This is a genomic window from uncultured Algibacter sp. (genome assembly GCF_947487575.1).
Classification (GTDB): domain Bacteria; phylum Bacteroidota; class Bacteroidia; order Flavobacteriales; family Flavobacteriaceae; genus Algibacter_B.
The window spans coordinates 1-21,182 of record NZ_CANKXG010000011.1 but is presented as its reverse complement, the minus strand read 5'-3'; the positions used below and the strand labels follow the sequence as shown (position 1 = coordinate 21,182).

16 protein-coding genes and 2 tRNA genes are annotated in these 21,182 nt (G+C 32.1%); 8 read left to right on the top strand and 10 right to left on the bottom strand.

From position 1 onward, the window contains the following. Positions 1-2: 2 nt before the first annotated feature. The 7 genes from gndA to mutS all read right to left on the bottom strand — a co-directional run bounded on the left by gndA (position 3) and on the right by mutS (position 8,579). Entirely contained in the window at positions 3-1,400 is a 1,398-nt protein-coding gene (gene gndA, locus Q0870_RS12755) for an NADP-dependent phosphogluconate dehydrogenase (protein ID WP_298555921.1), read from the bottom strand. Next, positions 1,393-1,878: a gluconokinase, GntK/IdnK-type gene (locus Q0870_RS12750; protein WP_298555919.1), complete on the bottom strand. Its 486-nt coding sequence runs from the start codon at positions 1,876-1,878 to the stop codon at positions 1,393-1,395. The genes gndA and Q0870_RS12750 overlap by 8 nt, the downstream gene beginning before the upstream one ends. 2 nt (positions 1,879-1,880) lie before the next feature. Continuing rightward, positions 1,881-4,145, bottom strand: a complete 2,265-nt coding sequence (locus Q0870_RS12745) for a glycoside hydrolase family 3 N-terminal domain-containing protein (RefSeq protein WP_298555917.1) — start codon at positions 4,143-4,145, stop codon at positions 1,881-1,883. A gap of 14 nt (positions 4,146-4,159) precedes the next feature. Then, positions 4,160-5,053, bottom strand: coding sequence for an SMP-30/gluconolactonase/LRE family protein (locus Q0870_RS12740; protein ID WP_298555915.1), 894 nt, complete (start codon positions 5,051-5,053; stop codon positions 4,160-4,162). A gap of 612 nt (positions 5,054-5,665) precedes the next feature. Further along, a tRNA-Leu gene (locus tag Q0870_RS12735) sits at positions 5,666-5,749 on the bottom strand. Positions 5,750-5,798: 49 nt separating this feature from the next. Continuing rightward, positions 5,799-5,870 (bottom strand) — tRNA-Gly (locus Q0870_RS12730). A gap of 96 nt (positions 5,871-5,966) precedes the next feature. After that, positions 5,967-8,579: a DNA mismatch repair protein MutS gene (mutS, locus tag Q0870_RS12725; RefSeq protein ID WP_298555913.1), complete on the bottom strand. Its 2,613-nt coding sequence runs from the start codon at positions 8,577-8,579 to the stop codon at positions 5,967-5,969. 129 nt (positions 8,580-8,708) lie between these two features. On the opposite strand from mutS, the gene Q0870_RS12720 reads away from it, so the two are divergent. Next, a complete protein-coding gene (locus Q0870_RS12720; RefSeq protein WP_298555911.1) occupies positions 8,709-9,242 on the top strand; it encodes an RNA methyltransferase in 534 nt (177 codons plus the stop codon). After that, on the top strand, positions 9,235-9,894 hold the full coding sequence (locus tag Q0870_RS12715; protein ID WP_298555909.1) for a class I SAM-dependent methyltransferase: 660 nt from the start codon (positions 9,235-9,237) through the stop codon (positions 9,892-9,894). The genes Q0870_RS12720 and Q0870_RS12715 overlap by 8 nt, the downstream gene beginning before the upstream one ends. A 122-nt stretch (positions 9,895-10,016) precedes the next feature. Here Q0870_RS12715 and Q0870_RS12710 read toward each other — a convergent pair whose 3' ends face one another. Together Q0870_RS12710 and folK are read right to left on the bottom strand one after the other, a co-directional pair. Then, positions 10,017-10,952, bottom strand: coding sequence for a hypothetical protein (locus Q0870_RS12710; protein ID WP_298555907.1), 936 nt, complete (start codon positions 10,950-10,952; stop codon positions 10,017-10,019). A 145-nt stretch (positions 10,953-11,097) separates the two neighbouring features. Further along, a complete protein-coding gene (folK, locus tag Q0870_RS12705; RefSeq protein WP_298555906.1) occupies positions 11,098-12,228 on the bottom strand; it encodes a 2-amino-4-hydroxy-6-hydroxymethyldihydropteridine diphosphokinase in 1,131 nt (376 codons plus the stop codon). Between the two features lie 70 nt (positions 12,229-12,298). Between folK and Q0870_RS12700 the strand changes: the two genes are divergently transcribed. The 4 genes from Q0870_RS12700 to Q0870_RS12685 all read left to right on the top strand — a co-directional run bounded on the left by Q0870_RS12700 (position 12,299) and on the right by Q0870_RS12685 (position 16,789). Continuing rightward, a complete protein-coding gene (locus Q0870_RS12700; protein ID WP_298555905.1) occupies positions 12,299-13,003 on the top strand; it encodes a queuosine precursor transporter in 705 nt (234 codons plus the stop codon). A gap of 125 nt (positions 13,004-13,128) precedes the next feature. Next, the gene (locus tag Q0870_RS12695; protein WP_298555904.1) at positions 13,129-15,801 is read left to right on the top strand and encodes an AsmA family protein; all 2,673 of its coding nucleotides are present in this window, start codon (positions 13,129-13,131) and stop codon (positions 15,799-15,801) included. Positions 15,802-15,874: 73 nt separating this feature from the next. Beyond that, entirely contained in the window at positions 15,875-16,069 is a 195-nt protein-coding gene (gene rpsU, locus Q0870_RS12690) for a 30S ribosomal protein S21 (RefSeq protein WP_147765495.1), read from the top strand. A 96-nt stretch (positions 16,070-16,165) separates the two neighbouring features. Next, complete coding sequence (locus tag Q0870_RS12685; RefSeq protein ID WP_298555903.1) at positions 16,166-16,789, top strand: LysE family transporter; 624 nt, start codon at positions 16,166-16,168, stop codon at positions 16,787-16,789. Here Q0870_RS12685 and Q0870_RS12680 read toward each other — a convergent pair. After that, complete coding sequence (locus tag Q0870_RS12680; protein ID WP_298555902.1) at positions 16,786-17,580, bottom strand: DUF2797 domain-containing protein; 795 nt, start codon at positions 17,578-17,580, stop codon at positions 16,786-16,788. The two genes, Q0870_RS12685 and Q0870_RS12680, sit on opposite strands and share 4 nt — an antisense overlap. A gap of 41 nt (positions 17,581-17,621) precedes the next feature. Between Q0870_RS12680 and Q0870_RS12675 the strand changes: the two genes are divergently transcribed. Together Q0870_RS12675 and Q0870_RS12670 are read left to right on the top strand one after the other, a co-directional pair. Continuing rightward, complete coding sequence (locus Q0870_RS12675) at positions 17,622-19,136, top strand: GH3 auxin-responsive promoter family protein (RefSeq protein WP_298555901.1); 1,515 nt, start codon at positions 17,622-17,624, stop codon at positions 19,134-19,136. A 126-nt stretch (positions 19,137-19,262) separates the two neighbouring features. Continuing rightward, complete coding sequence (locus Q0870_RS12670; protein WP_298555900.1) at positions 19,263-20,873, top strand: OmpA family protein; 1,611 nt, start codon at positions 19,263-19,265, stop codon at positions 20,871-20,873. Positions 20,874-21,182: the final 309 nt, after the last annotated feature.

The following is a 21,182-nucleotide window of genomic DNA, read 5'->3' as shown; positions in this document are numbered from 1 at the left end:
CATTAATACCATTTAGTGTGAAAAAATTGATTTTCAGGGGCATTTATTTTTTGATAGGTGTGTGCTCCAAAATAATCGCGTTGCGCCTGTATTAAATTGGCTGGCAAATTTTTAGTGGTCATGGAAACCCAATAATTATAGGCAGACCAAAACGTATCGAAAGCAATACGACTTGATAAACTATCAGAAATACTTTGCTTGATTGCAGCTTCAGCGGATTTTAATAGATTCAAACTATTTTCATCTTCTAAATAACTTTCATATTTCTTAAAAACAGTAATTGATTTCTCCATAAATTCAGAACGAATAATACATCCATTAGTCCAAATACGAGCAATTTCCGATAGGTTTAAATCCCAATGATATGCTTTTGAAGCTTGTTGCATCAATTCAAAACCTTGATGATGATTAATAAGTCTTGCAAATCGATAAGCTTTTTCCAAAACAGAAATATCAATAGCTTCAGCTTGGTTTACATTTGGCGCTACGCTTATAGAAAGTTCATGTCTTTTACTTTTAAAAGCAGAAATGTATCTCGCAAAAACCGCAGACGACATCATTGTATTTACTGTACCTAAATCAAAAGACGCTTTTGTAGACCATGAACCTGTGCCTTTATTTCCTGCTTTATCCAAAATAGTATCCAAAACATAAATACCATCTTTTTCCTTTTGAAGAATAGCAATAGTTATTTCCAATAGATAACTTGAGAGATCTGTTTTATGCCATGCTTTAAATATTTTAGCAATAGCGGCATTCGTTTTAGTAACCTTTAATAACGTATAAGCCTCAGCCAATAGTTGCATTTCGGCATATTCAATACCATTATGAACCATTTTTACAAAATGTCCTGAACCAGCTTCACTAATATGTGTACAACAACTTTTACCCCGAGTATCTTTTGCTGCTATAGCCTCCAAAATTGGAGCTATATTTGCGTAAGCTTTTTTTGAACACCCAGGCATTATTGAAGGGCCTTTTCTTGCACCTTCTTCGCCACCAGAAACACCACAACCCACAAAGCTTATACCTTTTTTATTCAAATAGGTAGTTCTTCTATTGGTATCTAAATAATGTGAATTACCTCCATCTATTAAAATATCATTTTCAGATAAAAGCGGTAATAATTCTTCTATAACGTAATCTATTGCTTCGCCAGCTTTTATCATTATTAAAATTTTTCTTGGGCGCTCTAAAGAATCTATAAAATTCTTGAAATCTGAAAAGCCTTCAACCTGCATACCTTCATCCAAATTCATCATAAAATTTTTGAGGATATAAGCTTCTCCTGGAATAGCCCTATTAAACACAGACAATGGAAAGCCTTTTTCGGCAATATTTAAGCTTAAACTGCTGCCCATAACGCCTAACCCAATAACGCCTATAAATGATTTACTCATCTTTTAATTTTGAAATAATAGTGTTTATAATATCTTCAGGCGATTTAGATATATTTATTACAACAGCTTTGTTTGGTATTTCCAAATCTCTAAACTGTGCATTTAATAAATCTGAAGACATAAAATGCCCTTGTCGCTTTTCAATTCTATCTTTAATCAAGGCTTTATGGCCAGATAAATATACCCAAATAATAGATTTATATTTTAATGACAGCAATACTCTATAACTTTCTTTTAATGCTGAACATGCCAAAACAGCACCTTTTTCATTTGCCCACACACTTATATTTTCAGCTAATTCTTCTAGCCAAGGCCTTCTATCTTCATCATTTAAAGCCTTACCGCTTGCCATTTTATCGATATTTGATTCTGGATGAAAATCATCCGCATCAAAATAAGGGACTTCTATTCTTTCAGATAATTTTTTGCTTATGGTTGTTTTTCCAGAACCACTTACCCCCATTACAACTATAACCATAGCTATTTTTTCTGGAGATAAAATGATTTTTTTAATCCTGATGCAGCATGCGGCCCTACCCAAACATCAAAATCTCCTGCTTCTGCTGCTCTAACAGACGCGTTATTTGTAAATATAAAATCTTTTGATGATAATGTAAAGGTTACATCTTTGGTTTCTCCAGCCTCTAATACTACATGCTCAAATCGCTTCAACTCTTTTACAGGTCTAGTAATACTACCAACAACATCACGAATATATAATTGAACCACTTCTTTACCTACCCGTTTTCCTGTATTAGAAACAGTGGCTTTTACAATAATATCTTCGTTAAAATTAATAGTGTCTTTTGAAACCTTAATAGCATCATAACTAAACGTGGTGTAGCCTAAACCAAAACCAAACGGAAAATGCGGTGTATATCCAATATCTAAATAGTGAGAATCATTACCTAACGAACTTTGCCACGCACCAATAGGAATATCATACATAGCCACATAATCTTCTTTATTTGCTGGTCTTCCTGTATTTTTATGATTATAAAAATAAGGTAATTGTCCAGCAGTTTTTGGCCATGAAACTGGTAACCTTCCTTGAGGTTCAATTATACCAAAAAGGATGTCGTGTAGCGCTTCGCCTCCCATTGTTCCGGGGTGCCAAGACATTAAAACCGCATCTACATCATCTATAATATTAGTGATGGTTATTGGGCGACCTGCCATAATTACCAAAACAATAGGTTTCCCAGTTTTAGCCAGTGCTTTTATTAAATCTTCTTGAGCTCCGGGTAAATCTATATTAGATCTACTGTGGGCTTCCCCAGATAAAATAGCTTCTTCACCTGCTATAAACACAACAACCTCTGCTTCTTTAGCAGTTGTTATTGCTTTTTTAAACTGCGTGTTGGATTGATCTCTACTATGCGTTAAACCAGATACATATTTAAAATTGACTTGTGCCGTTTTAAAAGCCTCAAAAGGTGTTACTGTATGTTCCTTTTCGCCATCAAACGCCCATGTTCCCATTTGATCCAAAGGTGCATGAGCCATAGGACCAATTAAGGCTATTTTTGTTTGCTTTGAAATCGGTAAAACCTTCGTGTTTTTTAACAAGACTGTACTTTTAATAGCTGCTTTTTTTGCTTCAGATAAATGTTCCTTTGTATAAAAATTAACTTCATTAGATTTATCAATGTATGGAGTTTCAAAAAGTCCTAATCGAAATTTTACTCTTAAAATGTTTCTTACAAATTCATTTAACTGTGCTTCTGAAACCTTGCCTTCATTTATTAAATTTTTTAAATGATGCTCATAAGCTTTACTAGTCATTTCCATGTCTAAACCTGCATTGGCAGCCAACTCACCTGCGTGTTTCTCATCTGTTGCAAACCCATGAGCAATCATTTCTATTACAGAATCCCAATCACTAACCACAAGGCCATCAAAATGCAATTCATCTCTTAAAACATCTTTCAACAAGTATTTATTTCCAGTTGCAGGCACGCCATTTATTTCATTAAAAGCGGTCATTACCGTTGCAGAACCAGCTCTTAAAGCTGCCTCAAAAGGCGGCAAATACACATTACGTAATAACGAGTTTGGTATGACAGTAGTATTGTAATCTCTCCCACCTATTGCAGCTCCATAACCAATATAATGTTTGGCGCAAGCCGCTATACTTGTTGCATTATTTAATGAATCACCTTGAAAACCTTCTACATAGGCTTTTCCTAAAATGGATGCTAAATACGGATCTTCACCTGGGGATTCAGCAATTCTTCCCCATCGGCTATCTTTTGCTATATCTAGCATGGGCGCAAACGTCCATCGAACACCTACTTGGCTTGACTCAATAGCTGCAATTCTAGATGATGTTTTTGCAACATCTGCATCCCAAGACGCAGCCATTCCTAGTGGAATAGGGAACATGGTTTTAAAACCATGAATCACATCTCTGGCAAAAATTAATGGAATTTTATTAGGGCTTTCTTCAACTGCAACCTTTTGTAATTCATCAACAAATTCTGTACGCATTACATTTAATAATGCTCCAACTTTACCATCTCTCACATCTTGTTTTAATTCATCCGACAAAGTTTTAGCCCTACTTGATGTCCCTCTTAAATTAGTTTGTCCAATTTTTTCTTCAAGAGTCATTTTTGAAAGTAATTCATTAATGACTTCCTCATATTTTTGAGCATTGTTTCCTGATGCTGTATTTTGAGTTTGTTCTTTTTTTGAACAACTAAAAAAGCATAAAATGACAATTAATGTATAGTAATATTTCATGATTCTAAATTTTTCTAATGTGCTTTATAAAATGAGCTTTTAACGCCTTTAACTCCTAAATTAACTTTAAATACTGAACCAGAAAGCGGATATTTTTCCAATTCTTCTTCGGTCATGTCTACTCTTGCCGAAGTAATATACAGCATATTTAAATCTTTACCGCCAAAAGCACAAGATGTAATGTTATGCGCTGGTACTTCAACTTTTTGAATTACGTTTCCTGTGTTAGGGTTAAATTGAATAACTGCATTACCATTCCACATCGCTACCCAAAGCATATTGTTTTCATCAATAGTCATCCCATCAGGAAACCCTAAAGCTTCAGGTATTTTCACTACCACTTTACCATTAGAAATTTGTCCAGTTTTATTATCATATTCATAGCCTTTAATTTCAGATGTTGGTGTATCGATATAATACATTTTTGTTTTATCAGAAGTCCAAACAATACCATTAGAAATTGTAACGCTATCAATTTTCATTTGTAGTTCACTTTTGTTATTTATATTGAAAAGTTTTGCGTGCCCTTCTTTTTGCTTTAAGTGCATGGAGCCTACCCAAAAACGTCCGCTAGGGTCACACTTTCCATCGTTTAGTCTACTATCTTTAAGTTCATCGCTCATGTCTACAAACAACTTTGAACGACCTGTTTTTAAGTTCGTTTTGTAAACACCATCTTCAAGGGCAGACAATACTTCATTTGTATCTATTGGTACCACGGTACCAATTCTAGAAGACATGTTTATAATACGATTCGCTTTCTTTTCTGGATTATAGATATTTAGAGTTTTCTTTTCAATATCAATCCAATATAATTCTTGGGTTTGATAGTTCCAAATGGCACCTTCACCTAAATCTGATGCTATTTTATATTCAATTTCAGCTTTCAAATTTTTATTTGTTTTCACTTTATTTTCCTTTGAATTGCAGCTTGTACAGATTATAATGGCACTTAAAATTAGTATTAGTTTTTGAAACATAGTTTTGTTTTGTTTAACTTATTATGACTACTTGCAACGTGAGCAACTATATTAAAATTTTAAAATCCTTTTCTAAACCGAAACGTCATTTTCTGATGCTATTTTCTTTTTGTGTTCTTCTAAATTATCATAAAATGCTTCAGAATGTTTTAGCACTTTTTCTCTATTATATAATTCTATCTATACACTTTCCATCGATTGGTAGATTTTCTGTTATCAAATAAGTTTTGTGAAAATTGTAAATAAAAAAACATTTATAATTTCTATAAAACTAAAAAAGATTTCATTCTATTACTAAAACAAATAGGTCTATTACTAATACAAATAAGTCTATTGCTAAGAGAAATAAGGTTTCACATCAAATAAAATAGCTAACAGAAAAAAAGAAAATTGAAACATCAGATACTGAGAAAACAAACTCCATTAAAATTATTTAGTGATAACAAAATTGAAAGTGTGGAGTCGCATATGAACTTTTCAAACAAATAAAAATTTTCTTAAACCAAAAAAGCCGAAACTTTCGTTTCGGCTTTTCATCTGTACTGAAGACGGGACTTGAACCCGTACGTCCTAATGGACATTGGATTTTAAGTCCAACGTGTCTACCAATTCCACCACTTCAGCAAATTAGATATGTAAACATATCAATTGGTATATTTTAAGAAAGTCTCAGAGCGAAAGACGGGATTTGAACCCGCGACCCCCACCTTGGCAAGGTGATGCTCTACCCCTGAGCTACTTTCGCAGTTTTTAATGAACGTACAACCCTTCGATTGCGGATGCAAATTTAAAATATTTCTAGGAATTGCAAAGCCTTTTATTAAAATAAATAAAAATAATTTTACGCTTGCTTTTTCTTAACCAACATACGCTTAATTTCATTCAATTTCATAAGCGCTTCTACTGGCGTAAGTGTATCAATATCAATATGTAATATTTCATCTTTGATATTTTCAAGAAGCGGATCATCAAGATTGAAAAAACTCAATTGTAAATCATCATTTAAAGTTTTTACTTTATCCGTAAGCTCTTCACTAGAATGCGATTGCTCTAATTTCTTTAAAATTTTATTTGCTCGATGTAAAACTTGTTGTGGCATTCCCGCCATTTTAGCCACATGAATACCAAAACTGTGTGCACTTCCGCCTTCTACTAGTTTTCTTAAGAACAACACATTGTTTTTGAGTTCTTTTACAGAAACATTAAAGTTTTTTATGCGTCCAAACGTTTCACTCATCTCATTCAACTCATGGTAATGGGTTGCAAATAATGTTTTTGGTTTTGCTGGATGTTCGTGTAAATATTCACTTATCGCCCATGCTATAGATATGCCATCATAGGTACTAGTTCCTCGCCCTATCTCATCAAGTAATACTAAACTTCTATCAGATATATTATTCAAAATAGAAGCTGTTTCATTCATTTCCACCATAAAGGTAGATTCTCCCATCGAGATATTATCGCTTGCACCTACTCTTGTGAAAATTTTATCAACCAGTCCAATTCTAGCTTCTTTAGCAGGTACAAAACTTCCTATTTGTGCCAACAATACAATTAAGGCTGTTTGACGTAATATAGCAGACTTACCAGACATATTTGGCCCAGTAATCATAATAATTTGCTGACCTGTTCTATCTAAAAAAACATCATTAGCAATATACGCTTCGCCAATAGGTAATTGCTTTTCAATAACTGGATGACGCCCATCTTTAATTTCTAAATCAAAAGAATCATCGATTGTTGGATATATATATTTATTATCCTTTGCTAATTGTGCAAACCCGCACAGGCAATCTAATTGCCCAACTAAATAAGCATTTTGCTGTACTGGTTTTATATATTGATTTAACCAGCTTACTAATTCTGAAAATAATTGTTGCTCTATGGCTAGAATACGTTCTTCGGCTCCTAAAATTTTAGCCTCGTATTCTTTAAGTTCTTCAGTAATATAACGTTCAGCATTTACTAGAGTTTGCTTTCTAATCCACTCTTCAGGAACTTTATCTTTGTGCGTGTTTCTAACTTCAATATAATACCCAAAAACATTATTGGACGCTATTTTTAGTGAAGTAATCCCTGTACGCTCACTTTCACGCTCTAACATATTATCGAGGTAATCTTTTCCTGATTTTGACAAACCTCTTAATTCATCCAATTCTGAAGAAAAACCAGCGGCAATACTACTCCCCTTTAAAACATTTACAGGTGCTTCTTCATTTAGAGTTTCCTTTATTTTTTCACGAAGCACATTACAACTTTGAAGTGTATCTCCAATGATTTTAAGTGATTCGTTATCACAATTCGAAGCTAAAGACTTTATAGGAACAATGGCTTCCAATGAGTTTTTAAGCTGAATAACTTCGCGTGGATTAACCTTTCCTGTGGCTGTTTTAGAAATTAAACGCTCTAAATCGCCAATATGTTTAATATGATTTTGAATCTTTTTAAGTATGGTGTTTTCTTTGGTTAAGAAACTAACCACTTCATGACGCTGTTTTATTTTTTCAACGTTTTTTAAAGGCAATGCTAGCCAACGCTTTAACAACCGCCCACCCATTGGCGAAATGGTTTTGTCAATCACATTTAAAAGTGTAACAGCATTGTTATTTGTAGAATTATAAAGTTCTAAATTTCTGATGGTAAACTTATCCATCCACACATAATCATCTTCTGCGATTCTAGAAATAGATGCGATATGCTGTAATTTATGATGCTGCGTTTCGCCTAAATAATGCAGAATGGAACCTGAAGCAATAATACCTTCATATAAATCTTCAATACCAAAACCTTTTAATGTTTTTGTATCAAAATGTTTCGTTAAAGTTTCATAAGCATAATCGGTTTGATACACCCAATCTTCTAAAAAAAACGTATGAAAATCGTCGCCAAAAGTATCATTAAAAAGTGCGCGCTTCTGTTTAGAAACCAATACTTCACTTGGTCCAAAGTTTTGAAGCAATTTATCAATATACTCTGCATTTCCTTGAGACGTTAAAAACTCCCCTGTAGAAATATCTAAAAACGATACCCCAATATATTTTTTATCAAAATAAACCGAACATAAAAAGTTATTCGATTTTGACATTAAAACCTCATCATTTAAAGCCACACCTGGAGTTACCAACTCAGTAACACCTCGTTTCACAATGGTTTTAGTTTGTTTTGGATCTTCCAATTGGTCGCAAATAGCAACACGCTCACCTGCCTTTACCAATTTTGGCAAATAAGTATTTAATGAATGGTGTGGAAATCCAGCCAACTCAGTTTCACTTTCACTACCTGCACCCCGCTTTGTTAAAATAATACCCAAAATACCAGCAGTTTTAACAGCATCACTCCCAAAGGTTTCGTAAAAATCACCTACACGAAATAATAACAACGCATCAGGGTATTTAACCTTAATGGCATTATATTGTTTCATTAACGGCGTTACTTTTTTTACTTTTTCAGCCAATGGAGAAGTGATTTATATGTGTTACTTTTGACAAAATTGTAGCATGCAATGTACTATTAATTTCATGTTTTTTTAGCTTGATTTTTTAGAAGTTATCTACAATTAGAACGAGATTTCAACAATAAAGCCATGCGCAAACTTAAAAATAGCGAATTAGATAGATTAAGCATTGAAGGATTTAAAGAAGCAAAAAAGACTCCAATTATAATAGTTCTCGATAATATTCGTAGCTTAAATAATATTGGATCTATTTTTAGAACTAGTGATGCATTTTTGATTGAAAAAATTTACCTCTGTGGAATAACAGCAACACCGCCACATAAAGATATTCATAAAACAGCCTTAGGAAGTACAGATACCGTTGACTGGGAATATACTGAAAATACTATAGATTTAGTTAAAAAACTAAAAGCAGATAACATACAAATTTGCGCGATTGAACAAACTGAAAACGCTACAATGCTAAACGATTTTGAGATTGAATCGAACACAAAATATGCTCTAGTTTTTGGCAACGAAGTAAAAGGTATTGACCAAAATGTGGTTTCGACAAGTGACATGATTATTGAGATACCGCAGTTTGGCACTAAGCACTCTTTAAATATATCTGTGAGTTGTGGCGTAGTAGTTTGGGATATTTTTAGTAAACTCAAAAATGACTAAAAAAAAGCAATCTTGGCCAATCAAAGCTGTAATGAATCAAATTTATGACATGAAACTTTGGGGTGGAAAAGATTTTGATTTTTATTCTGGTGATGGCTCTCATCATCTTGAAATTATAAACCCATATCTAGAAAAAACTATTTCATTTTTAGATTCTTTTAAACAACCTTTAGTAGTTTGCGATTTAGGCTGTGGCGATTTTAATATCGGAAAGCATCTTACTCCATATACCAAAAAATATATCGCTATAGATATTGTTGACACACTTATTAATAGAAATAAGACTCTTTTTAAAAGTGATAATTTAGAATTTTATTGCCTAGATATTATAAAAGATGAATTACCTCCTGCAGATTGCATTATTCTTAGACAAGTATTACAACATTTATCAAACGCAGAAATTAAAAGCATCCTTAAAAAACTTCACGATTACAAATATATTACCCTAACTGAACATATCCCTTTAGGTGATTTTATTCCGAATAAAGATATTATTTCTGGGCAAGGTATTAGGTTAAAACAGAATAGTGGAGTTGATTTATTAAAACCTCCGTTTAATTTAAAAATTAATTATGTGAAACACCTAGCGACATATTATTTGGAGAGACCCACTAAAAGTCAAATTATCACCATATTATATCAATTACCCTAAATATTCGCTTGTGTGTGTATGTCCCCTAAACAAACAAGGCTGCCTTATCAGGTAGCCTTGTTTGTTTTACATATACAGAGTATAAGCTTCTCTAATTCATTCAAGTTCAAATTAAATTAGTTTTAAACTCTATCATGCGAAGTATTTGCCCATCTAATCTGTGCTCTCCCACCTCTAACTCGGTATGCACCATATCTAATTTTCGATTGCGTCCCTCTTTCGGGTGAAGGAATATTCCAATTAAATGCTTCACCACCAATTATGGCATTACAATAGTGTATTTTTTTTGAAGAATCGCTTGGATCTACTTTAAAACCTACCTCTAACACAAAAGAAGTTATTTCATTTTTATTAACTCTTTTTAGTAGAACTACTTCTCTCCCGCTTCCTGACCCGCCACGTTCTAATATACGCTCAGCATAAATATCGAAAGCTACTTGCTTGTCTGCATTGCTACCTGTACCGTAAATAGGATGTGCTCTATATAAACAAATAGCGGGGTCAGGAGAACCTCCACCACCGGTGTGTTGCCCTTTAGCTTGTGCTATATATGTACCATCTTGACCAAAAGAGCCTGCATCAGCTACTTCAAGAATTCTAAAGTCTCCTGTAAATTTTACAGATGATCCTACATTAGAGTCCGCTATAGGTAATGAGCGTTCTATTCGAGGTTGTAAGGTATTTGCTGCATCCTGATTATTGGAGCCAGCTGTTATATTGTATATTCCCCAAGTAAGTCCATCAATTTCAACTTCTTTGTAATTTGCGTAACAGCTTCGGTCATCAATAGTTCCAACATTAACAGCGTTTGGCAAATCACTTGATGTCCTAGTAGCATTTGCTCCTTCGGCAGTACATGATAAATCACTACCTGTGTCTTCATCCTCAACTATAGCTACAGGGTCTGGATTCGGATTAGGGTCTGAGTCTGGGGCGTATTCAAATACGATAACGTCTTCAGAGAACCCAAGCCCATCTTTTGTACAAGAAAATAAGGCTACAAAGGCGATTAAAGAAGTAATTGATAATAGTTTGTAGGTGAATTTTGATTTTTTCATAACATATAATGTATTTTTGTGTAAAACTAAAAAACTAAACAAGCTACTCTATCCTGTACCATCCTGAATTAATGGTTTCAAATAAGTATATTGTAGTATTAGCATTAAAACGACTTAAATGCCAAGATATTAGTGCAACAACAAATCAACACCCGCAAATCTCACTCAAAACCCATAAATAATCCTTACGATTCTCTACGAAATCCCTATCAGAAACATCAATAATTTTTACTTTAAAATCTTTTTGAGTTTTTAAGAAGTCTAAATAGCCCGTATTAATTTTTTCTAGATAATCGTCAGCGATATTTTGCTCATAATCGCGTCCGCGTTTTTTTATATTTTGTTGCAAACGCTCAGTATTTTGGTATAAATAAACATATAACTCAGGCTTCGCAATATCTTTATACATTAAGTAGAATAACTTTCGGTACAAACTAAACTCGTCGTCATTCAATGTGATTTTAGAAAAAATAAGCGATTTAAATACGTCGTAATCACTCACAATAAAATCTTTAAACAAATCGAGTTGCGATAAATCATCAGAAAATTGTTGGTAGCGGTCTGCCAGAAAAGACATTTCTAATGTAAATGCATACCTGTTAGCATCTTCATAAAACTTTGGTAAAAACGGATTATCTGCAAAGCGTTCTAAAATCAATTTGGCATTAAAATCGTACGCCATTTTTGCAGCCAAACTCGTTTTTCCTGCACCAATGTTACCTTCAATAGCAATGTAATTATATTTTGAAAAATTATACTGCTTGCTCGGGTTTTTTAGCCAAATTTTAATAGGCTCTAAAACCGATTCATCATTGCATTCATCTAACAAAACAGATACTTCTTTATCTGATTTTGGATGCTTCACTTTTGATGCAATATCGTTAAGCGGCAACAAAACAAACTTACGTTTGCTCATTTCTGGATGCGGTACTTGTAGTGTTTTTGTATTTATAATGTCATCTTCAGCAAAAACAATATCCAAATCTATTGTTCGGGCTTCATAAGTATTCTGCGTTGTTCTGATTCTTCCTAAGGAGGTTTCAATTTCCAATAATATATCTAAAACCTTTTGAGGTTTTAAATAACTCTCTAAAACCAAACAACAATTAAAAAAATCATCACTTTCAAAACCAAATGCTGGCGATTTATAAACTTTAGAAATCAGTTTCACATTACCAACACGCACATAAATGGCATTGACAGCAGCCTGCAAGTTTCTAAACTTATCGTCTTTATTGCTACCCAGGGCAATATGATATGTTTTTGGTTTTAACATCGAGAAGCAAAATAATAAAAAGTAAATGGTTTCCTTTATATTTACAGAAGCTATTTATCCACAATTGTAAATGACCATAAAAAACAAACTTGCTGCCCAACGCATTTACATCCTTTTAGGAGGCTTATTCATTACATCATTGGTAGTTTCAAATCTTATTTTTCAGAAATTCTTTTATTGGCATCCTTTTGATATTGAAATTTTTGGCAGCAAACTTTTTGAAATTTCTGTTGGCATTCTGCCTTATCCCATTACGTTTTTAATCACAGATTTAATTAGTGAAATTTACGGTAAAAAACGCGCAAATGATGTCGTGGTAGTTGGAATTTTCGCATCGCTTTTTTCTGTATTAATTATTTTAATAGCTAATGCAGTTCCCGCTCTATCAAGTTCACCAATAAAAGATGATGTGTTTTCTAATGTTTTCGGGCGCACAATTTTAGCAGTTGGAGCTAGTATGTTTGCTTATTTATTTGCACAATTTATAGATATTCGTATTTATCATTTTTGGAAACAACTAACTAAAGGAAAACATTTATGGCTTCGAAATAATTTCTCAACTTGGTTATCCCAATTTGTTGATACTTTTTCAGTAGTATTCTTGCTCTGTTTTTTTGAGGTTTTACCTTGGAGTAGTTTTCAGGGACTTCTAATAAGTGGTTTTTTATTTAAGATAGCAGTAGCTGCTTGCGATACACCTTTTTTATATTTGGGCGTGTATTTATTTAGAAAACGCTTCAGTTTAAAAATTAATGAAGAGATTAATTTATTATAAGTTTACAAATCTTAACAAAATGATAAGATTTCTTTTTCAACCATTAACACTTTTTCTGCGTATATTATTTTAGTTAGTTTCGTCAAATACCATTTCTGTTTTCGCAGGAATACCAAAATATCCTTATGAAAAAAGCTTTAAAAATTATTGGAATTACTTTACTTATAATAATTGCTCTTTTAATAGCAATACCATTTGCTTTCCAAGGGAAAATTAAGGATCTGGTAAAACGATTTATTAACCAAAACCTAAATGCGCAAGTTGAATTTAGCGATGTCTCTTTAAGCCTATTAACAAGCTTTCCGCAAGCACATGTAAATGTAAACGATTTAGTAGTTACCAATTTTGAGCCATTTAAAGACGAAACTTTTGCAACAGTTAAAGACATTTCGTTTACCATGTCTGTTAAAGAATTATTTAAAACAACAGAGGAAACTCCCATTGTTATAAATTCAATACATGTAGATGAAGCGCTTTTAACTTTAAAAACCGATAAATTTGGAAATAAAAATTACGATATAACAAAAGAATACACTAATGACGCTTCCGCGGAAAAGAAACCAAATGGTTTTGCATTTAGTATTAATGACTACCAAATAAATAATAGTGCCTTAACCCATATTGATGATGTTTCAAAAATGATAATTCATGTCACAGAATTAAATCATGAAGGTCATGGAACTTTTTCTGCTGAAGCCTCAGAATTAAACACAAAAAGCAAAGGAAACGTAAGCTTTACATTAGATAGCACCAGTTATTTAAGTAATAATCCAATAAAATTAGATGCTTTAATTGGCTTGGATTTAAACAACAGTAAATACACTTTCAAAAAAAACAAAGGCTTTATTAATGATTTACCACTAGAATTTCAAGGCTATGTGCAACAACTTGAAAATGGACAAGACATTAACATTTCGTTTAAAAATCCAGAATCTGATTTTAAAAATTTCTTAGCAGTTATTCCAAAAGCATATTCTAAAAATATTGAAAATGTTCAAACCACAGGCGATTTTAAAGTACACGGGGTTATAAAAGGATTAAGTTCTGATGAAACTATTCCTAATTTAGATATTAGCATTACTTCAAACAATGCATCATTTAAGTATCCAGATTTACCAAAACGTGTTAGCAACATCGTTATTAATACCGAAATAAAAAATACTACAGGAAAAGTAGATGACACTTATATTAATATAAAAACATTAAATTTTAAAATTGATGATGATGTTTTTAAATCGTCCGCAACCTTAAAAGACATCACAAAAAACATGTTAGTAAATGCTAATATTGATGGTGCTTTAAATTTAGCAAACATAACAAAGGCTTATCCTATAGAATTAGATAATGCACTTACTGGTATTTTAAAAGGAAAATTAAATACTGCTTTTGATATGAACGCTATTGAAACCAATGCTTACAATCGCATTAAAAATAATGGTTCAGCGAGCATTACAGATTTTGTGTTCTCTTCAGAAGATATTGTGAATCCCATTCATATTTCCAGTGCCAACATCACCTTTAATCCAGGAACCGTTTCACTCAATAATTTTAAAGCCAAAACAGGCGACAGTGACTTTGAAGCCACAGGAACCATTAATAATTTATTAGGATTTCTATTAAGCGATAACACCTTAAAAGGAAACTTTAATGTGGATTCCAATTTGTTTAAAGTGAGTGATTTTATGACTGAAGATGAAGCCTCCTCAGAAAAGAAAACTACTAGCGATTCGGAATCTTTAAAAATTCCTGCTTTTTTAGATTGTACTATTAATGCTGATGCTAAAACAGTAATTTATGACAATTTAAATTTAAAAGAAGTAACAGGTAAACTCATTATAAAAGACCAACAAGTTACACTTCAAAACATGAAATCCAACATTTTTGATGGTGCTCTAGCAATTTCTGGAGATGTTTCAACTAAGGAAAATACTCCAACTTTTAATTTAAATTTAGGCGCAGATGGATTCAACATCTCTAAGTCGTTTAAAGATTTAGAACTACTCCAAAATTTAGCTCCTATAGCCAAACTATTTGATGGAAAACTAAATACAAACATTAACCTTTCAGGGGAATTAGATAAAGAATTCTCTCCAGATTTAAGCACCGTTTCTGGTAATGCTTTAGCAGAATTATTAACCACAAAAGTAAATACAAATAAAGGTGAATTATTCAACAAACTTAAAGGCGCTTTAAGTTTTATAGATTTTGATAAACTCGATTTAAAAGATGTAAAAACACAATTAGCCTTTGCTAACGGAAAAGTAAGCGTAAAACCTTTCGATTTAAAATATGAAGATATTTCCATAACTGTTTCTGGCGCTCATGGCTTCGATAAAACTTTAGATTATAGTGCTGTTTTTAATGTACCAGCAAAATATTTAGGTAGCGAGGTTAACAGACTTATAGGTAAAATAAATGATAGTGAAGCCAGTAATATCAGCATTCCAGTAACTGCAAATATTGGTGGAAACTATACAAATCCAACCGTAAAAACCGATTTAACAAGTGGTATTTCCAACTTAACAAAACAACTTATTGAAATTGAAAAACAAAAACTGCTTAATCAAGGTACAAACAAAGTAAAAGACTTAATTGGTGATGTTCTTGGAAGTAACAAAACCAAAAACGATTCTGTAAAACAGGAACAAGCTAACACCGTTAAAAATGTCTTAGAAGACATACTTGAAAGTAATGATAGCAAGGATTCCAGCAATACAAATACAACTAAAAATGCTGTAAAAAATATACTTGGCGGACTATTAGGAAATAAAAAGAAGAAACAAGACACAATTAATTAGGTTTTCCTAATAAAAAATTAGAACTTTGCATCCCTTTTTAAGGAAAATAGTAAAACGAAATAATACAATATATATGTTAAAGATTATAGTTAAAGATGGTGAAAACATCGAGAGAGCTTTAAAACGCTACAAAAGAAAGCATAGAAATATTAAAGTAATGCAAAATTTAAGAGAAGGTCAATTTTTCACTAAACCATCTGTTAAAAGACGTCGTGAAGTTCAAAAAGCTGCTTATATTCAAAATTTAAGAGACCAAGAAGACATATAAACCTTTCTTGTTAATTCATATAACTATCCCATTTACATTTTAATGTAAATGGGATTTTATTTGTAAGTAATCGAACGCTTTTGCAACAAAAGGGTTATGATTATAATTTATCTTTTAATTGGAGTATTTGCAGCTATACTAAGCGCCTTACCTCTAGGAGCTTCAAACATCGCGGTTATCAACACCACATTAAAACAAAATGCGAAACAGGCTTTTAAAATTGCAATAACAGCAGGTATTGCTGAAGTTATGCTATCCTATTATGCTTTAGATTGTAATCAAGTAATTAAAGATTTTTTTAATGACAATTTATGGGTACAACTGGTAATTGTAGCTATTCTTTTTTTAGCTGGTTCTTATCTGCTTTTTAAGAAACAATCTGAGACTAAGTCAAAAAAAGGAAAATTAACCCAATCAAAATATGCTACTGGGTTTTTATTAGGTATTGTAAATCCTCCCGTTTTGATTTATTGGGTTATTGCTTTTGGAGTATTAAATAACAATGATATTATGCTGTCTTTAAAATCTTCAGCTTCGGTATTATTTTTATTTTTCTTAGGCGTTTATTTAGGTAAAGTACTAACACTTTATTTTTATAGTAAACTAAGTGTTATTATAAAAAACAAAGTACAAAATATTTCTTTAGTAGTTAATAAAGCAACTGGTGTTTTGTTAATTGTAATAAGTTTTGCTCAAGCTGTAAAACTTTACATTCTCTAGTTTATTGAAATATTTACAACCAAACCTTCATTAGCACGAACATTAAAAACGGTTTCATCTTCAAAAATAAGATACTGCCCTTTTACGCCAACTAATTTACCCGTGTAAGATTGCTCCTTTTTAATATTAAGGCTCTTTGGCTTTTCAGGATATTTATTTACTGGAAATTCTAAATTGGTTTCTGTATTATTTTCAATAAAATACTCTGATGCTTCTTCTGGAATATAGGTTTTAAGACGTTCTCTCCATTCTACTAAACTCTCATCTTCAATATCATTTTTCAACATTTTGCGCCAATTGGTTTTATCAGCTACATGGCCTTTTAAAGCAACCTCTGTAATACCTGCTAAATATCTATTTGGAACCTCAACAATTTCAATAGCTTCATGAGCACCTTGGTCTATCCAACGTGTTGGTACTTGACTTTTTCTAGTCACTCCCACTTTTACATTACTAGAATTAGCCAAATACACAATGTGTGGTTGGAGTTGCGCTTTTTTTTCATATTCTAAATCTCGGTCTTCAATGTTTAAATGAGCAGTACTTAACTCTGGGCGCATAATCCAATCTCCAGCCCGTGCCGTATCATAAAAACACTGTTTATCAAAACCTTGTCTATATATTGGCTTGTCTAATCCGCAGTTTAAACATTGATATTTTACAAATTGAATAGTTACATTTTTATTTAATAATTGATTCATATTTAAAAAATCATTTTCAAAAACTAGATAGTATTGAATAGGACTTTCAAATTCTGTTACCATTTTTGTTAAAACACCTTGGTAGGTCATAAAAAAAAGTATTATTTTTAAAAAATAAAGATAGAATAAATATGTCAATTCCCTTAGTAAATTCTATTGCATCATGGTTTCTAAAGAAGCGATTTCATCAAATAGAATTGTTTTTAAAATACCCTAATGAAGTGCAAAACGAGCTACTTCTAAGCTTAATAGATTTTGCTAAAAATACTGAGCTTGGCAAACAATATGATTTCGCTTCTGTAAAAGATTACAAAACCTTTGCCGAACGCATTCCTATAAAAAATTATGAAGGTTGGCAAGATACTATTGAGCGTTCTAGACGAGGAGAAAGTAATATTTTTTGGCCAACTCCCATAAAATGGTTTGCCAAATCTAGTGGAACAACAAGTGCAAAAAGTAAATTTATTCCTGTTAGCGAAGAGTCACTTGAAGACTGTCATTATGCTGCAAGTAAAGATTTATTGTGTATGTATTTAAACAATAATGAAGGCTCTCAATTATTTAACGGTAAGAGTTTGCGCCTTGGCGGAAGTAAAGAATTATATAGAGAAAACGGGACAGTTTTCGGCGATTTATCTGCTATTTTAATTGACAATATGCCATTTTGGGCAGAGTTCAGTAGCACACCTAGTAGCAAAGTCTCATTAATGAGTGATTGGGAACATAAAATGCAGGCTATTGTTGATGAAACTATTAACGAAAACGTAACTAGTTTAGCAGGTGTACCCTCTTGGATGCTAGTCTTGTTAAATAATGTTTTAGAAACTACTGGGAAACAAAATTTACATGACGTTTGGCCAAATTTGGAAGCGTACTTTCATGGCGGGGTAAGTTTTACACCTTACAAAGACCAGTATAAAAAAATACTTCCAAAAAAAGGTTTTAAATATTATGAATCCTATAATGCATCAGAAGGTTTCTTTGCAATTCAAGACCAAAATAATTCATCAGAGTTACTACTAATGCTGGATTATGGGATTTTTTACGAATTTATTCCTATGGATATATATGCCACTTCAGCAGAAAAGGCTATTCCACTTAGTGAGGTGAGATTGAATCAGAACTATGCCGTTATTATTACTACAAATGCTGGATTATGGCGATATAAAATTGGTGACACCGTTAGGTTTACATCTTTAAACCCTTATAGAATAAAAATTTCGGGGAGAACCAAACACCATATTAATGTATTTGGAGAAGAATTAATTATTGAAAATGCTGAAGATGCTCTTAAAAAAGTATGTAAACGCACTAAAGCTGAAATTGTTGACTTCACTGCTGCTCCAATATTTATGCAAGGCAAAGAAAAAGGAGCCCATGAGTGGTTAATTGAGTTTAAAACACCCCCAAAGGACATAAATTACTTTAATGAATTGTTTGACAACGCATTAAAAGCACTAAATTCAGATTACGAAGCGAAACGCTACAATAATATAACGCTTAATAAACCAAAAATTAATATTGCTCGCACCCAACTGTTTCATGATTGGCTTAAGCAAAATGATAAATTAGGAGGTCAACATAAAGTACCACGACTTTCAAATACACGTAACTACCTAGATGATTTGTTAAAACTGAATTCTTGATTTTTTTGTCAGAAACAACTATAAAACAACAGATTAACAAATTTAACCGCTACTTGGTCTAAGAAATTTTTAATACACTTTGCATCGAGGTTATATTTATACAAATTAATCCAACTCCTCTCAGCAATGAAAACAAAATTATGTTTTTTAGTTTTTCTTATTTCTAATGTTATAATAAGTCAAGGCCCTTCAAATTTATTAGCAGTAAATAACTCTTCGTTTAATTTACATACGGTTTCATCCAAAAAAACAACAACTATTGGTGCCAACGGATATACTTTTGAACTTTTAGATGCTGGCGTTAATACACCATTTTCTGAAATTGGCTCTGGGTTTTTTAGAGATAAACTAATTATGGTCTCCTCAAAAAAATTAGGAGGTTTAGCAAAAATAGACCCTAATACAAGAGAAGCCTATAAAGAATTATTTTGTTTAGATATCGATAAAAATGGAGCTTTAAGTTCGCCTTATTTATTTAGTAGAATATTAAACACAAATGCTAGTGAAGATCAGTTAGCATTTTCTCCTAACGAAACAACTGTGTATTATACTAGAAGCAGTAAAGAAAATTCTCTTGAATTTAAACTCTACAAAGCAGTATTAGAAGCTGACTCTCATGGTAATTGGATTAACAATGAACTTTTGGATATTAACAAAAATAACGTTTCAATAGAAACTCCTTTTGTAAATCATGCTGGAGACAAATTATATTTTTCTGCAAATTTTGATGATTCGTTTGGAGGTTATGATTTATATGTTTCCGATATTAAATCGGATGGAACTTTAGGCAGTCCAAAAAATTTAGGAAAAACCATAAACACCTCTTATGACGAGAAATACCCATCACTTTCTTTAGATGATAAATATTTTTACTTTGCATCAAAAGGACATGATAACATTGGAGGGTTTGACCTTTTTGTAATTAAAAATTCTAAAAAAGAATATAAGAAGCCTAGAAATATGGGCAATACGATAAACACTGTTTATGATGAACTTGCCTATTTTTTAGCTGCTAAAAACAAAGGCTATATATCCTCCAACAGACCTAACGGTAAAGGTGGATACGATATTTATACCGCTACAAACGATGAAATTCTGCAACATATTAAAGGTAAAGTGCTAGATTTAGAAACGCAAATTAAACTTCCGAACACTGTAGTTGTTTTAAAAGATGAAGATGAAATTGAAATTTCTAGAACTGTAACTAAGGAAGATGGAACTTATAGTTTTTCTGTAATACCTTTTGAAACATATAGTATTTCAACTTTTAAAGACGGATTTAAAGATGCTTCTGTTGAATTTTTCACTAACAGAGGAAGTGAGACTACTTACAAAAAAGACATTGAGTTAATTACAACTGAACCAATAATTGCTGAAGTTGAAAATGAAATGCGCATTGTTTTAGAAAACATCTATTTTGATTTTAATAGATACAATGTCAAAGAAGAATCTTTTATTTCCTTAAATAAAATAATGAAAGTTTTAAAAGAGCATCCTGAAATGAAATTAGCTATTAACGCGCACACTGATAACAAAGGTAGAAACTCTTATAACTTAAATCTATCAAATAAACGTGCCGCTTCTGCTGTAAAGTATTTAATTAAAAATGGAATTTCAAAAGATCGCCTAGCTTCAAAAGGTTATGGAGAAACGAAACCATTAATAGATTGCAAAACCAATTGTTCCAATGAAGATTTACAAGCAAACAGACGAGTTGAGTTTGTTATTGTAGACTAAATTTATCGATTAAAAACACCAAAATCGTTAAGATGCAATTGAAGAAGTTTTTAAACGAGTATTTCGTCTTATAGTCTAAAAGGCTTAAAAGCGACTTTGAGCAGCTACCTAATAGATATATATTTACACCAGTTTTAAAACAGACATAAATAGTTTTATATAGATATCCATTATTAATTAATTTCCATGAATAAAAAACCACGCTAAGCAGCGTGGTTTTTTTATATGTAAAATTTGTCCCGTCCTGAAATAGCGATACACTAAAACATTAGTGTAATGAAAACATCGGAAAACACTGGGTACGTAAAG